This window comes from Streptomyces sp. D2-8, assembly GCF_023184515.1.
GTDB lineage: Bacteria > Actinomycetota > Actinomycetes > Streptomycetales > Streptomycetaceae > Streptomyces.
In genome coordinates, this window is record NZ_JAAHBP010000001.1 from 1,093,630 (window position 1) to 1,107,132 (window position 13,503).

The following is a 13,503-nucleotide window of genomic DNA, read 5'->3' on the forward strand; positions in this document are numbered from 1 at the left end:
CCCAACAGTCCCCGACCGGACGAACGGGCAGGCGCCGTCGCTTTCCCTGCCGGGCACGACGCCCCGTACGGGCCCTGGTCACGGCACCTTGTACGGGTCCCCGTAGACGGCCCACTCCAGCGGCGTCTCGAGACGCAGGTTGCCCTCGTTCAGGAAACGGCGCTGGGCGGTGTCGACGCGGCTCGTGTCCATGCGCTCGGTGGCCATGGCGGTGCGGCGGATGTCGAGGAAGGCGTCCAGGTACGCCTTCTCACCGCCGCCTTCCGCCGGTGTGTCCGCCACGCGCAGCGCGCGTTCGCGCAGGCCGTAGAAGCCCTCGGGGCCGGCGTCGGGGCCGTGGAAGATCAGAGCGTCGTAGTAGACGAACTGGCCGAGCGTGCCCAGGCCGTCCAGCTTGGCGAGGCGGACCGCCGGGTCGAAGGAGACACGGTCACGCTGCTCGTCCTGCGCCCGGCGGAAGGCCGGGAGCTTCGCCTCCGTCTTCCAGGCCGCGGTGAAGCCGGGGTCCAGGCCCTCGTGGGAGTCCGTGCCGTCGACCTCGCGCAGGGCCGGCAGGTAGCGGGCCAGGCCGTTGTCCGGGTGGGTTTCGGTGTAGTGCTCGACCAGGGCGAGCAGGTCGTGGGTGCCGGTGCAGAAGCCGGCGATCCCGGCGGTGTAGCCCCGCCCGTCCCCCAGGTCCTCGATGGAGCCGTAGAGGGCGCGCCAGTTCAGCGTCGACTGGTGGGCGCTCGCCACGATCCGCTGCGCCAGCTCCTTCTTCTCCGGGGCGGCCAGGCCCGCGGGCAGCCCGGCGATCACCTTGTCGTCCTCCGCCCGCTCCTCCTCGGCCCGGTCCTTGGCCTCCTCCCGGGCCGCCTGGGCGGCGGACACGGAGGGTTTCGCCACGGGCTCGGCGGAGTCCGCGGGTACGAGGAACCAGGCCGCCGTAGCGACCACGGGAACGGCGACGAAGAACGCCACACCGGCACGCTTCACTGGGATCACCCTGTCTGTCAGCTCCGTCACGTTCCCCGCCGTCCCGGCCGCCTGGAGCACCAGCGGCCCGACGCACGCCCCCGCCCGCACCGGCGCACGGCGCCGGTCCAGGGGCGCGTAAGCGTACGCCAGCGTCCGCGCGCGTCCACCGGCAGGTCGCTCAGGCACAGGAGGCCGCTCCCGCGCTGGTCGACCTCTACGAACTCTACGAAGAGCGCCGGGGTGTCCCTCGCGAAGCACGGCCTGGACGGGCTGCGGGCCGCGGTCCACCTACATGCCGCGATCCACCTCCATGGGGAAGACCGGCTACCACCCGGCGATGGACGCCCGGTCGCATGTCCTCAGCCGTTCCCGTTCCCGTTCCCGTTTCTGTCCGGCCACACCTGGATGTGGTCCTCCTCCAGCTCCAGCAGCACCCGGTCCGCCATGCTCAGGGCCGCCGTGTACTCGGTCGGCAGCTGAAGGCGGCCCGCGCGGTCGAGCATCGCGTACTCACGGGCCACCAGGGACTCCCGGCCCGCCGCGTCGACCTCCGTGCGGCGCAGTACCTCCGTCGAGGTGCGGCCGTCGCGGATCGCGACCGTGCGGCGGACCTCGCCGGCGACCGCCTGGTCGTGGGTGACGATGACGATCGTCGTGCCCAGCTCCTCGTTGGCCCGGCGGAACGCCGCGAAGACCTGCTGCCCGGTCGCCGAGTCCAGCTCGCCGGTCGGCTCGTCGGCGAGCAGGACGACCGGGGCGTTGGCCAGGGCGACGGCGATCGCGACGCGCTGCTGCTGGCCACCGGACATCTGCTGCGGACGCCGGTCCCGGCAGTCGGCGACGCCGAGCAGGGACAGCAGGTCGTCCGCCCGTCCGGCGCGTTTGCGCCGGGAGGCGCCCGCCAGTTGCAGGGGCAGGGCGACGTTCTGCGCGGCCGTCAGATACGGCAGCAGGTTGCGTGCCGTCTGCTGCCAGACGAAGCCCACCACCTCACGCCGGTACCGCAGCCGGGCCTTCGCGTCCATCGTCAGCAGATCGCGCCCCGCGACCTTCGCGGCGCCCGCGGTCGGGACGTTTAGGCCCGCGAGGATGTTCATCAACGTCGACTTGCCGCTGCCGGACGCTCCCACCAGGGCCATCAACTCGCCCTCCCGCACCAGGAGATCGAGCCCCTGGAGCGCCTGCACCTCCACGGCGTCCCCGCCGCCCCGCCCGGCGAAGATCCGCACCAGCCGGTCGCAGGCGATCAGGGCGTCATGCCCGTACGCGGGCCGGTCGCGGTGCCGCGCCACCCGCCGCTCCAGTTCGTCGAGCGACTCCGTCGTACCGCTCATCGCATGTCTCCCGCCCTGAGGTGAGTGATCGGTGTCCGGCGCCCCGCCCACCAGGCCTGCGCGACGGCCACCGCCCCCGCCAGCAGCACGGCGCCCGCGGCCGGCAGGGCCAGCGACCACAGGTCGGCCCGCAGCACGGCATCCGGTGCCGTGGCCCCCGACGGGTCGGCCAGCGCGAGCCGGTCCAGGTCGATGCCGGGGGCGAGCAGCCCCACCGTGGCCCAGCCGGCGGCCATGCCCCCGGCGGCCGCGAGCAGCGTCTGGGGCAGCGCCTCCAGGCCGAGCAGGTGCCGCCCCTGGCGGGCCGTCATGCCGAGGGTGCGCAGCCGGGCCAGCAGCGCGGCCCGTTCCGGTGCGGTCCGCAGCAGGCCGAGCACCAGGGCGAGTACGGCATAGCCCGCGCCCGCGGCGACGGCCCAGACGTAGATCCGTTCGGCGCCCGCCTGCAACGGCGAGTCGGACAGCGCCGCGCGTTCCTCGCTCCGCAGTGTCACGGAGAGGTCCGGACCGGCGCCGCGCGCGGCCGCCCGCAGCGCCCTCGTGTCGAGCCCGGCCCCGGCCGCCAGCAGGACCGAGGGACTGCCTGAGCCCTTCAGGCCCGCCGCGTCGACCAGCAGGAACTCGCCCTCGGGGACGGCCGGGGTGCGGGGGCGCACGGCGGTGATCCGCACGGTGACGGGTCCGCCGTCGGTCACGATCCGGCGCGGTGCCCGCCCCAGCCGCTCGGCGACGCTCGGGGAGGCGACCGCGTCCAGCACCCCGCCCCGGGTCCGCAGCCGGTCGGCCGTGAAGCCTCCGAGTCCCAGCTGCCGGGCCAGTCCCGCGTAAGAGCCCGGCTCGACCGCGACCACCGTCAGCGACCGCGTCTCGTCGGACGCCCGCTCCGAGGCGTACCCGATGCCCACGGCCGTGACCTGCCGTACGCCCGGCACATCCCGCACCGCCCGCGACAGTCCCGCAGGGAGCGGGGCGCCGTCGGAGGCGGCGATCAGCGCGTCCGCCCCCGTCTCCAGCAGCGCGGCCCGGTCCCGGGCGTCCGCCACACCCGTCAGCACGGACCCTCCGAACGCGGCCGTCGTCAGGGCCGTCAGCAGCGCGAGCAGCGGCAGCGTGGCGACCGCCGCCGGTGAGCGGCCCGCGCGGGCCAGCGACAGGAACCCGACCACGCCGCGCAGCCGCCCGGCCGGGCCGGCGGCCCACCGCAGGGGCAGCGGATACAGCCGGACCAGGACCAGCGCCGCGACCAGCCCGACGAGCACCGGGGCAGAGCTCACCAGCAGATCGCCCGCGCCGCCCGTACCGCGGCGGCGCAGGGTCAGCACCGAGCCGGCGGCCAGCACCAGCAGGGTCAGTTCGGCGACCGTGCGGCGCCCGCCGGGCCTGGCCCGGGTCAGGTCGTCGCGCTCCTGGTGCGCCCGCGGCCTGCGATGCGCCACGGCCGCGCGCACCGGCAGCGCCGCACAGGCGAGCAGCGCCACGGCACCCGCCCCGAGCACGGCGGGCAGCAGCCGGGCCTCGTCCACGACGAGCACGGCGAGCAGCAGACCGCACGCCGCGGCGGGCAGCGCCGGCACCGCGTTCTCGGCCAGCAGCCGCCCGGCGATGCCGCGCAGGGAACCGCCCCGGGCCCGCAGCAGGGCGAGTTCGACGTCACGGCGGGCGGCGGCCAGGCCCCCGCTCATGACGAGGACGACGAAGACGACCGCGGCGATCCCGAAGGCCGCGACGGCGACCACGGGCGTGATCGCCTCACGTGTCTGCGTGTAGGAGCCGACGACCTGCTCCAGGCCGGTGGACAGCTGCGCCGTAGGACCGGCTGCCCCGCGCATCCGCACCAGCCCGGGACCGTCCTCGAGGGACGCTACCGCCTTGACGAGCGCCGGGGTGTCCGCCCCGGTGAGGCGCCCGGTCGAGGGCGCGAACCGCCAGTACTTCTCCGGCTCTCCCTGACCGCCGAGCAGGGCCGGGGCGGCACCGGGCGCGAGCAGGACGCCCGCCTCCCAGTAGTACTGCGGCGGACGGGCGCCGTTGCCCGCCAGGGCCGGTGTACGCAGGACCGGTTCCGCGGACCAGTAGCTCCGCTCCGGATGCCGGGGTCGCAGGACGCCGGTGACGCGGACGGTCAGCGGTCCGTTCGTGAAGCCGTCCAGCGTGAGGGTGGAGCCGGTCCGCAGCCGCAGCGTGCGGGCCGTCTCGGTGGTCACGGCGCCTTCCACCGTCCGGGTGTCCACGGTCACCGAGCCGTCGGCGGTGGGCAGCCGGCCCTCCCGCACGGTCGCGTGGCCGGCCGCTCCCGACTGCGCGAGCAGGGTGAACCGGGGCGGCAGCCCGTCGGGCCGGGGCAGCCACGCGTCCAGTGCCTGCATGCTCTTCCCGGTCCGCACCCCGTACGCCGACTCGGCCGGGTCCACCCGCAGCGGCTCGGGCAGCAGCGCCCGCGCCCGGCCGTCGACCGCCGCGAGCGCCTCCGGCCGGACCGCGTTCGCCCGGGCGCTCTCCGGCTGTTCGAGACCGGGTTGCGGCGCCTTCAGCTCCAGCACGGTGGCCTCGGGTGCGGCGACGCCGACGGCCTCGCGCAGCCCGTCCGTCTCGTACGCCTCGACGGCCCTGGGCAGGACCGCCGCGAGGAACGCCGTGACCAGCACCAGCACACCGAAGGCGGCGGTGGACACGGGCGCGGCCCGCAGCCGGGTCCGTACCCAGGGCGCGCCCTGCGCGTTCGGCGGCACCTCAGTCCTCCCCCGAGTGGCGGAGCGTGACCGCCGGATCGGCACGGCGCAGCGCCGACGCGGCGGTGATCAGCAGGAGCGGGGCGGCCACCCCCGCGAGGAGCAGGGCCACCCGGGCCACCGGGAGTTCGACGAGGACGGGCGGGACCGGCCGTGCCGCGTCGGCGGTCAGCACGATCAACGGCACGACGGCCCGGGTCAGGACGGTGCCCAGCGCCAGCCCGGCGAGCAGGCCGGCGCCGATGAGCAGGCTCTGCTCCGTCGTGACCAGCCGGGCAAGGTCCCGGCGGGGGGTGCCCAGGGCGCGCAGCACCGCGAACTCCGCCGACCGCTCCCGCCGCGCACCGGCGGCGCTCACCGCGAAACCCCCGGCGGCGAGGGCCGCGGCGGCCACCGCCACCGCCGTCGGCGCCGAGCGCGGCCCGGCGCCGAGCGGATCACGCAGCAGCTCGGCCGTGGTCTCGTCCCGCACCAGCACCTGCTGGGGCTCGAGGTCGGGGCGCGCCCGGAGCGCCGCGGCGACCTCGGCCTCCTTGCCCGGGGCGGTGCTCACCCACCACTCGGTGGGGGTGAGCGGCGTGCTGGCCCGCTGGGCCAGCACGGCGTCGACGGCCCGCAGATCGAGCAGCAGCGCCCCACCGGACAGGGCCTCCCCGGCCAGGTCGGTGGCGGTGGTCGGCAGCTCCTGGACCGACCGTACGATCCGCACCCGCAGTTGTTCCCCGGACAGCGGTACGTCGATGGTGTCGCCGGGCCGGGCTCCCGCCGCTCGCAGGAAGTCCCGGCTGGCGACGGCGGAGAGACTGCGCGGCACCCCGGCCCCGGTGGTGTCGACGCGGACGGTGTAGACCGGCTGGGCGCCGTAACCGTCGCCGCGGTCGGCGCCGGTGCCGTACGACACGGACAGCGGCGCGCTCCCCGACACGGCGGGCCTGATGGCCGCACGGGAGACTGTCTCGCCGTTCTCCGTCACGACCCGGTTGCCCTGCCAGCGAGTCCCGGCGGGCACCGGGACGGTCCGCGCGGAGCCGTCGCCGCCGGTGGCGAGCAACCGTTCGACGGTGAACCGGTGGCGTTCGGGGCGGTCGGCGGGAGAGGTGTCGTCGAGCTGGAAGCCGGTCAGCCGCAACGGCCCGGCCGGGTCGGCCCGGCGGCCCGCCGCGGTCCTGTCCAGGTCGAGCGTGACCCTGTGGGCCCGGCCGTCCACCGGGACGGTTCCGCCGCCCAGCCGGTACGCGATGCCGTACCGGTCCTCGACGACCACCGTGAGCAGAGGTGCGCGACCGGAGGGGGAGCCCTTCGCCCGGGCCCGCTCATCGGTGATCCGCGCGTCGAGGGCGAGCCGCCGGGTGCCGTCGGGAAGCCGTACGGCCCGGTCTTCGCTCGTCGCGCCCGGCGCCAGCAGCCGCAGCAGTTGCTCCGGGGGCTCCTCGGAGAGATCGCCGCGCAGGAGCATCCCGTCCCCGGCGCGGGCCGTGTCCAGGGCGAGGACCGTCGCCCGGCGGTCCCCGGACAGGCTCAGGGTGGCGCGGTGCGCGGGAGCGGCCTCCAGGGCGCCGGGCAGCGCCGCGTAGAGACCCGTCTGCCCGGGGCCGCCGGGCCGGTAGTCGAGCACCCGTACGGCGGCGCCCGTCCGGAAGTCGGCCTGGTCGTCCTGCGAACGGTCCCAGGACGCGCCGTGACCGATCGCCAGCATCCCGGTCGCCACGGCGATGACCAGCAGCAGCACGGGGCCCGCTCCGTGCAGCGGACGCCGGCTGAACTGCCAGCCCGCCAGCGCCGCCGGCAGTCCACGCCCGCTCGCGGACCGCCGCTCCGCGAGCCGGGCCGCGAGGGGCAGCAGTCGCATCTCGACTCCCCGCAGCGCGGCCGGGTCGTCGTGGGCGGCACCGACCTGTCGGCGCTCGGCGAGAGCGAGCTGCTGGAGCTGCGCCGCGACCGGATCGGTTTCGTCTTCCAGTCCTTCGGGCTCATCCCCATCCTCACCGCAGCCGAGAACGTGGGCGTGCCGCTGCGGCTGCGCCGGGCCGAGCCGCGCGAGCGCGAGGAGCGGGTGGCGCTGCTGCTGGCCCTGGTGGGACTCGCCGGCCACGAGACGCAGCGGCCCGCCGAGCTCTCCGGCGGACAGCAGCAGCGGGTCGCCATCGCCCGGGCCCTCGCCAACCGCCCGGCCCTGCTGCTCGCCGACGAGCCGACCGGCCAGCTCGACGCCGCCACCGCACTGGCGGTGATGGAGCTGCTGCGGGCGGTGGTGCGCAGCGAGGGCGTCACGGCCCTCGTCGCCACCCACGACCCCCAACTCCTCGGCCTGGCCGACCGGGTGCTGGAGCTGAGCGACGGAGTGGTCGTCGAGGAGTGAGAGGATGCGGGCCATGGTCGCGATCAGTCTCAGCAAGGTCCAGGAGACCGCTCCCGCGCTGGTGAACCTCTACAAGAGCGCCGGGGTGTCCCTCGCGAAGCACGGCCTCGACGGGCTGCGGGCCGCGGTCTACCTCGTGGTCGACTACTCGGGCTCGATGAGGCCGTACTACAAGGACGGCAGTGTGCAGGCGCTGGCCGACCGGGTGCTCGGGCTGTCGGCGCATCTGGACGACGACGGGAGCGTGCCGGTGGTGTTCTTCTCCACCGACGTCGACGCCGTCACCGACATCGCGCTCGCCGGCCACCGGGGAAGGATCGAGCGGATCGCGGCCGGGCTCGGGCACATGGGGAAGACCAGCTATCACCTGGCGATGGACGCCGTGATCGACCACTACCTCGACAGCGGGTCGGCGGAGCCCGCCCTGGTCGTGTTCCAGACCGACGGCGGGCCGATCAACAAGCTCGCCGCGGAGCGGTATCTGTGCAAGGCGGCGAGGCTGCCGCTGTTCTGGCAGTTCATCGGCTTCGGCGACCCGGGCAGCAAGCAGTTCGACTTCCTGCGCAAGCTCGACGAGCTGGCCGTGCCGGGCAAGCGGGTCGTCGACAACGCCGGGTTCTTCCACGCGGGGGGAGATCCGCGGAAGGTCTCGGACGCCGAGCTGTACGACCGGCTGGTGGCGGAGTTCCCGAAGTGGCTCGTGGCCGCGCGGGCGCAGGGGATCGTGAGGGGGCCCGGCAGCAGCTGAGCCGCCCGCTCGCCCCCTTGGCCCAACCGCCCCGCCTCTTGGCCCAGCCGTCCCCACACCCCGTTTGCGCGCCCGCCGCACCGTGCCACGCTGGGAAGGATCCGACGGGGAGGCGACGACGTATGGGCGACGACGGCGCACGACGGGTGTACGGGACGGACTCCGCTGACCGGAGACCTCCCGCGGGCAAGGGCGAGAAGCTCGCCGACTGGGCGGACGGGCGGCTCGGGCTCTACGCCCTGGCCAAGGCCAACATGCGCAAGGTCTTCCCGGACCACTGGTCCTTCATGCTGGGCGAGGTCACCCTCTACAGCTTCGTCGTGCTGATCCTCACCGGCGTCTACCTCACCCTGTTCTTCGAGCCGAGCATGCAGGAAGTCGTCTACAACGGCTCCTACACGGAGCTCAACGGCGTCCTGATGAGCAGGGCGTTCGAGTCCACGCTGGACATCAGCTTCGACGTGCGCGGCGGGCTGCTGATCCGGCAGATCCACCACTGGGCGGCGCTGGTCTTCGTCACCGGCATGCTGGTGCACATGATGCGGGTGTTCTTCACGGGAGCCTTCCGCAAGCCGCGCGAGCTGAACTGGGTCTTCGGCTGGACCCTGCTGATGCTCGGCATCATCACCGGCCTGACCGGCTACTCCCTCCCCGACGACCTGCTGTCCGGCACCGGCATCCGTTTCGCGCAGGGCGCGATCCTGTCGATCCCGATCGTCGGGACGTATCTGTCGTTCTTCCTGTTCGGCGGGGAGTTCCCGGGCGAGGACATCATCTCGCGGCTGTACCCCGTCCACATCCTGCTGCTGCCCGGGATCATGCTGGGCCTGGTCGCCGCCCATCTGATCCTGGTCTTCTACCACAAGCACACCCAGTTCCCGGGCCCCGGACGCAAGGAGCGGTCGGTCGTCGGGATGCCCTTCCTGCCGGTCTACATGGCCAAGGCCGGCGGCTTCTTCTTCCTCGTCTTCGGGGTCCTGACGGTGATGGGCGCGATCGCCCAGATCAACCCCGTGTGGGCCTTCGGCCCCTACCGCCCCGACCTGGTCACCACCGGCGCCCAGCCCGACTGGTACCTCGGCTTCTCCGAAGGCCTGATCCGGGTGATGCCGGGATGGGAGATCAACCTCTGGGGGCACACGCTCGCCCTCGGCGTGTTCATCCCCTTCTCGCTCTTCCCGCTGATCCTGCTCGCCCTCGGCCTCTACCCCTTCATCGAGGCGTGGATCACCGGCGACAAGCGCGAGCACCACATCCTGGACCGGCCGCGCAACGCGCCCGTGCGCACCGGCCTCGGCGTGGCGTGGCTGACCCTGTACGCGGTGCTGCTGATCGGCGGCGGCAACGACATCGTCGCCATCCAACTGCATCTGTCCATCAACGTGATCACCTGGTTCGTGCGGATCGGGGTCTTCGTGCTGCCGGTCGCCGCCTTCATCGTCACGAAGAAGATCTGCATGGGCCTGCAGCGCCGCGACCGCGCCAAGGTGCTGCACGGCATGGAGACGGGCACGGTCAAGCGGCTGCCGACCGGCGAGTACATCGAGGTGCACGAGCCCCTGTCGCAGGCCCAGCTGTTCACGCTCACCCAGCACGAGCAGAACCCGCCGTACGAGATCGGGCGCGAGGTCGACGCCGGGGGTGTCCGCCGCAGGGTCAAGCGGTCCGAGCGGCTGCGCGCCCGGCTCGCGAAGGCCATGTTCGGGCCCGACGCGCGGATCGAGAAGCCGACGGTGGAGGAGTACCGGGAGATCACCAGCGGCGATCACCAGTCGCACTGACGACCAGGGCCCGGCACTCCTGGGGATCGCCCCAGGCCGTGCGCAGGGCCCGGGCCTTGGTCAGCCACAGCGACAGGCCGTACTCCGCGGTGTAGCCGATCGCCCCGTGCAGTTGCAGCGCGGTACGGGCGGTGGCGTACGCGGCCTCGCACGCGGCGGCCTTGGCGGCGGCGACGTCGGGCGGACGCAGGGTGAGCGCGGCACCGAAGAGCAGCGGACGCGCGAACTCCAGGGCCGTCTTCGCCTCGGCCAGCCGGTGCTTGACCGCCTGGAACGAGCCGACCGGGACGCCGAACTGGGTGCGCTGCTTGACGTACCCGACGGTTCTGTCGAGCAGCGCGAGGCCCACGCCGAGGGCCTGGGCGGCGGTGGCGAGACGGGCCCAGGTGAGGGCCTCTTCCGTGGGGAGATCGAGGAGTTCACCGCCGGGGACGAGAGGGGTGAGGCGGCGGGCCGGGTCGAGCGAGGGGAGGACGGGGCCGTGGCCGGGGGAGAGGCGGATGCCGTCGCGGGTGCAGGCGAGCCGGAGGGCGGCGGCGTCGCCGTCCAGCGCGTACCCACCTGCGGGGGCCACCGTCGCCGTCGTCCGCCCGGACGCCAGCCCCGGCAGCAGACTTCTGGCGGTCTCCGGGGCCGCCCCCTTGAGGAGCACCGCCGCCGTGACCGTTTCGACCAGGGGGCCGGGCACCGCGTGGCGGCCCAGCTCCACGAAGGCCACGGCCAGTTCGGCAGGCCGCAGGCCCAGCCCCTCGTACGCCTCCGGCACCGCCAGCGCGAACACGCCCGCCGCCGCGAGACGGGACCACAGCGCACGCCCGCTCGCATGGTCGCCCCGGCTCCAGTCCCGTATCACCGCCGGAGTGTCCGCCGCCGCCAGCAGGGCGTCCAGCGACGCGGCGAAGGCGCGCTGCTCGGCGTCCAGGAGGAAACGCATCAGCGGCGTCCCTTCGGCAGGCCGAGCAGGCGCTCGGCGATGATGTCGCGCTGGATCTCGTTCGTGCCCGCGTAGAGGGGGCCGGCGAGGGCGAAGACGTACCGCTGCGCCCAGTCGGTGTCCGCCCTCTCACCCTCGGGGCCGAGCAGGTCGAGGGCCGTCTCGTGCAGCGCGATGTCCAGTTCGGACCAGAAGACCTTGTTGAGGCTCGACTCGGGGCCGACGGCCTCGCCGTCCAGGAAGCGGGAGGCGGCCGCGTACGTGAACAGCTGGTAGGCGCGGGCGCCGATCAGGGCGTCGGCCACCCGGTCCCGGCTGGACGGCGGGCTGCCCCGCTCCCGCCACAGCTCCTCCAGCCGGCGCGCGGCGGCGAGGAAACGGCCGGGGGAGCGGAGCATCAGGCCCCGTTCGTTGCCCGCCGTGGACATCGCGATCCGCCAGCCCCGGCCCGGCTCGCCGATCACGTCCTCGTCGGGCACGAACACCTCGTCCAGGAACAGCTCCGCGAAGGCCGGCTTGCCGTCGAGGCGGGCGATCGGTCGGACCGTGACACCCGGGGCGCGCAGGCCGAACATGAGGTACGTCAGGCCTTGGTGGGGCTGGGCGGTGTCCGGGTCGCTGCGGAACAGGCCGAAGGCACGGTCGGCGAACGCGGCCCGGGAGGACCAGGTCTTCTGCCCGCTCAGCAGCCAGCCGCCCTCGGTGCGCACGGCCTTCGCCCGCAGGGAGGCCAGGTCCGAACCGGCCTCGGGCTCCGACCAGGCCTGCGCCCAGATCACCTCGCCGGAGGCCATCGGGGGCAGGACCCTGGCCCGCTGCTCCTCGGTGCCGTGGTCGAGGAGGGTCGGGGCGAGCAGCTGGATGCCGTTCTGGCTCACGCGTCCAGGCGCGTCCGCCGCCCAGTACTCCTCCTCGAACAGCAGCCACCGCAGGAGCCCGGACTCCCTCCCGCCGTACCGCGATGGCCAGTTGACGACCGACCAGCGGTCCGCGGCCAGTTCCGCCTCCCAGGAGCGGTGCGCGGCGAAGCCCTCCTCGGTCTCCAGGGAGGGCAGGGGGACGCGCGGCACGTGCGCGTGCAGCCACGCCCGCACCTCGGCGCGGAACTCCTCGTCCGCGGGGGAGAGCACCAGGTCCACGGCCGCCCCTCCTTCCCTAACAAGTGTTTGGTAGGTTAGCGTGAGCCCATGACAGACGTCGAGAGTCCGTCGTACGTGCCCGGCCACGGCCTGCTGAAGGGGCGGACCGCCGTCGTCACCGCGGCGGCCGGCGCGGGGATCGGCGGGGCCACGGCGCGACGCTTCCTGGAGGAGGGCGCGCGCGTGCTGATCAGCGACGCGCATGTGCGGCGGCTCAAGGAGTGCGAGGCGCGGCTGGCCGGTGAGTTCGGCGGGACGTCGGTCGCCGCGATGCCCTGCGACGTCACCGACGAGACGCAGGTGCGCATGCTCTTCGAGACGGCCGCGGCGGAGCACGGGCGCCTCGACGTCGTGGTCAACAACGCCGGCCTGGGCGGCACGGCGGAGCTCGTCGACATGACCGACGAACAGTGGTCCCGCGTCCTGGACGTGACGTTGAACGGCACGTTCCGCTGTGTGCGGGCCGCGCTCCGGCACATGAAGGGCACCGGCGGCGGGGTGATCGTCAACAACGCCTCCGTCGTCGGCTGGCGCGCGCAGGCCGGTCAGGCCCACTACGCCGCCGCCAAAGCGGGCGTGATGGCGCTGACCCGGTGCGCGGCCGTCGAGGCGGCCGGATACGGGGTGCGGGTCAACGCCGTGGCACCCAGCCTCGCCATGCACCCCCACCTGGTGAAGGTGACCACGCCCGAACTGCTCGCCGAACTGACCGCCCAGGAGGCCTACGGGCGGTACGCCGAACCCTGGGAGGTGGCCAACGTGATCGTGTTCCTGGCGTCCGGCTACTCCTCCTACATGACCGGAGAAGTGGTGTCCGTCAGCAGCCGGCACCCCTAGGACAATGGACCCGTGCCTCCCACGAAGAAGAAGCCCCAGGTGAACGCCACAGAGCCCGCCACAGAGCCCGCCGCGGCCGCCGCCGCTCGCGACCGTCGCGGTGAACTCCTCGGCACCGCCGCCGAGGTCTTCGCCGAGCAGGGCTACAACGCCACCACCGTCCGCAAGATCGCGGACCACGCGGGGATGCTCGCCGGCAGCCTCTACTACCACTTCGACTCCAAGGAATCGATGCTGGAGGAGATCCTGCGCACCTTCCTCGACGAGCTGTGGGACGGCTACGACACCGTCCTCGGCGCCGGGCTCGGGCCGCGCGAGACGCTTCAGGCCCTGGTCACCGAGTCGTTCCGGGAGATCGACCGGCATCGCGCGGCCGTCGCGATCTACCAGAAGGAGAGCAGACAGCTCGTGGCGCAGGAGCGGTTCGCGTTCCTCGCCGAGTCACAGCGCAGGTTCGAGAAGGCCTGGCTGTCCACGCTGGAGCGCGGCGTCGCCGAGCGGGCCTTCCGGGCCGACCTCGACGTCCGGCTCACCTACCGGTTCGTGCGCGACACGGTGTGGGTCGCCGCGTCCTGGTACCGGCCGGGCGGACAGCACAGCCCGGACGAGATCGCCCGGCAGTACCTGTCGATGGTGCTGGACGGGATCGCCGTACGCGAATAGCCCCTACTCGTGAGGGAGTCGT

10 protein-coding genes and 1 pseudogene are annotated in these 13,503 nt (G+C 73.9%); 5 read left to right on the top strand and 6 right to left on the bottom strand.

The window, feature by feature from the left end; genetic code table 11:
• Positions 1 to 78: 78 nt before the first annotated feature.
• From G3I77_RS04895 to G3I77_RS04910, 4 genes are all read right to left on the bottom strand, one after another.
• Entirely contained in the window at positions 79 to 975 is an 897-nt protein-coding gene (locus G3I77_RS04895) for a chitosanase (RefSeq protein ID WP_248501300.1), read from the bottom strand.
• Positions 976 to 1,316: 341 nt separating this feature from the next.
• Positions 1,317 to 2,291: an ABC transporter ATP-binding protein gene (locus G3I77_RS04900; protein WP_248501301.1), complete on the bottom strand. Its 975-nt coding sequence runs from the start codon at positions 2,289 to 2,291 to the stop codon at positions 1,317 to 1,319.
• Entirely contained in the window at positions 2,288 to 5,020 is a 2,733-nt protein-coding gene (locus G3I77_RS04905; protein WP_248501302.1) for an ABC transporter permease, read from the bottom strand. The genes G3I77_RS04900 and G3I77_RS04905 overlap by 4 nt, the downstream gene beginning before the upstream one ends.
• Position 5,021: 1 nt before the next feature.
• Positions 5,022 to 6,869, bottom strand: a complete 1,848-nt coding sequence (locus G3I77_RS04910) for an FtsX-like permease family protein (RefSeq protein ID WP_248501303.1) — start codon at positions 6,867 to 6,869, stop codon at positions 5,022 to 5,024.
• Between G3I77_RS04910 and G3I77_RS04915 the strand changes: the two are divergent.
• The 3 genes and pseudogenes from G3I77_RS04915 to G3I77_RS04925 all read left to right on the top strand — a co-directional run.
• Positions 6,870 to 7,379: pseudogene (locus tag G3I77_RS04915) on the top strand (ABC transporter ATP-binding protein); the annotation flags it as partial.
• 13 nt (positions 7,380 to 7,392) lie between these two features.
• Positions 7,393 to 8,127 (top strand): VWA domain-containing protein, encoded by a 735-nt coding sequence (locus G3I77_RS04920; protein WP_248501304.1) that lies wholly within the window; start codon positions 7,393 to 7,395, stop codon positions 8,125 to 8,127.
• A gap of 122 nt (positions 8,128 to 8,249) precedes the next feature.
• Positions 8,250 to 9,908 (top strand): cytochrome bc complex cytochrome b subunit, encoded by a 1,659-nt coding sequence (locus G3I77_RS04925; RefSeq protein ID WP_248501305.1) that lies wholly within the window; start codon positions 8,250 to 8,252, stop codon positions 9,906 to 9,908.
• Here G3I77_RS04925 and G3I77_RS04930 read toward each other — a convergent pair.
• Together G3I77_RS04930 and G3I77_RS04935 are read right to left on the bottom strand one after the other, a co-directional pair.
• The gene (locus G3I77_RS04930) at positions 9,880 to 10,842 is read right to left on the bottom strand and encodes an acyl-CoA dehydrogenase family protein (protein ID WP_248501306.1); all 963 of its coding nucleotides are present in this window, start codon (positions 10,840 to 10,842) and stop codon (positions 9,880 to 9,882) included. The two genes, G3I77_RS04925 and G3I77_RS04930, sit on opposite strands and share 29 nt — an antisense overlap.
• Positions 10,842 to 11,981 carry an acyl-CoA dehydrogenase family protein gene (locus G3I77_RS04935; RefSeq protein ID WP_248501307.1) on the bottom strand — a complete coding sequence of 380 codons (1,140 nt, stop codon included), beginning with the start codon at positions 11,979 to 11,981 and terminating at the stop codon, positions 10,842 to 10,844. Before G3I77_RS04935 ends, G3I77_RS04930 begins: the two co-directional genes overlap by 1 nt.
• Before the next feature lie 48 nt (positions 11,982 to 12,029).
• Between G3I77_RS04935 and G3I77_RS04940 the strand changes: the two genes are divergently transcribed.
• Together G3I77_RS04940 and G3I77_RS04945 are read left to right on the top strand one after the other, a co-directional pair.
• Positions 12,030 to 12,818, top strand: a complete 789-nt coding sequence (locus G3I77_RS04940) for an SDR family oxidoreductase (protein WP_248501308.1) — start codon at positions 12,030 to 12,032, stop codon at positions 12,816 to 12,818.
• A gap of 12 nt (positions 12,819 to 12,830) precedes the next feature.
• On the top strand, positions 12,831 to 13,481 hold the full coding sequence (locus G3I77_RS04945) for a TetR/AcrR family transcriptional regulator (RefSeq protein ID WP_374385335.1): 651 nt from the start codon (positions 12,831 to 12,833) through the stop codon (positions 13,479 to 13,481).
• Positions 13,482 to 13,503 lie beyond the last annotated feature (22 nt).

Coding starts and splice junctions, on each gene's coding strand:
- G3I77_RS04930 (WP_248501306.1), bottom strand. CDS start 10,842: ATGCGTTTCCTCCTGGACGCCGAGCAGCGCGCCTTCGCCGCGTCGCTG.
- G3I77_RS04925 (WP_248501305.1), top strand. CDS start 8,250: ATGGGCGACGACGGCGCACGACGGGTGTACGGGACGGACTCCGCTGAC.
- G3I77_RS04910 (WP_248501303.1), bottom strand. CDS start 6,869: ATGCGACTGCTGCCCCTCGCGGCCCGGCTCGCGGAGCGGCGGTCCGCG.
- G3I77_RS04940 (WP_248501308.1), top strand. CDS start 12,030: ATGACAGACGTCGAGAGTCCGTCGTACGTGCCCGGCCACGGCCTGCTG.
- G3I77_RS04900 (WP_248501301.1), bottom strand. CDS start 2,291: ATGAGCGGTACGACGGAGTCGCTCGACGAACTGGAGCGGCGGGTGGCG.
- G3I77_RS04920 (WP_248501304.1), top strand. CDS start 7,393: ATGGTCGCGATCAGTCTCAGCAAGGTCCAGGAGACCGCTCCCGCGCTG.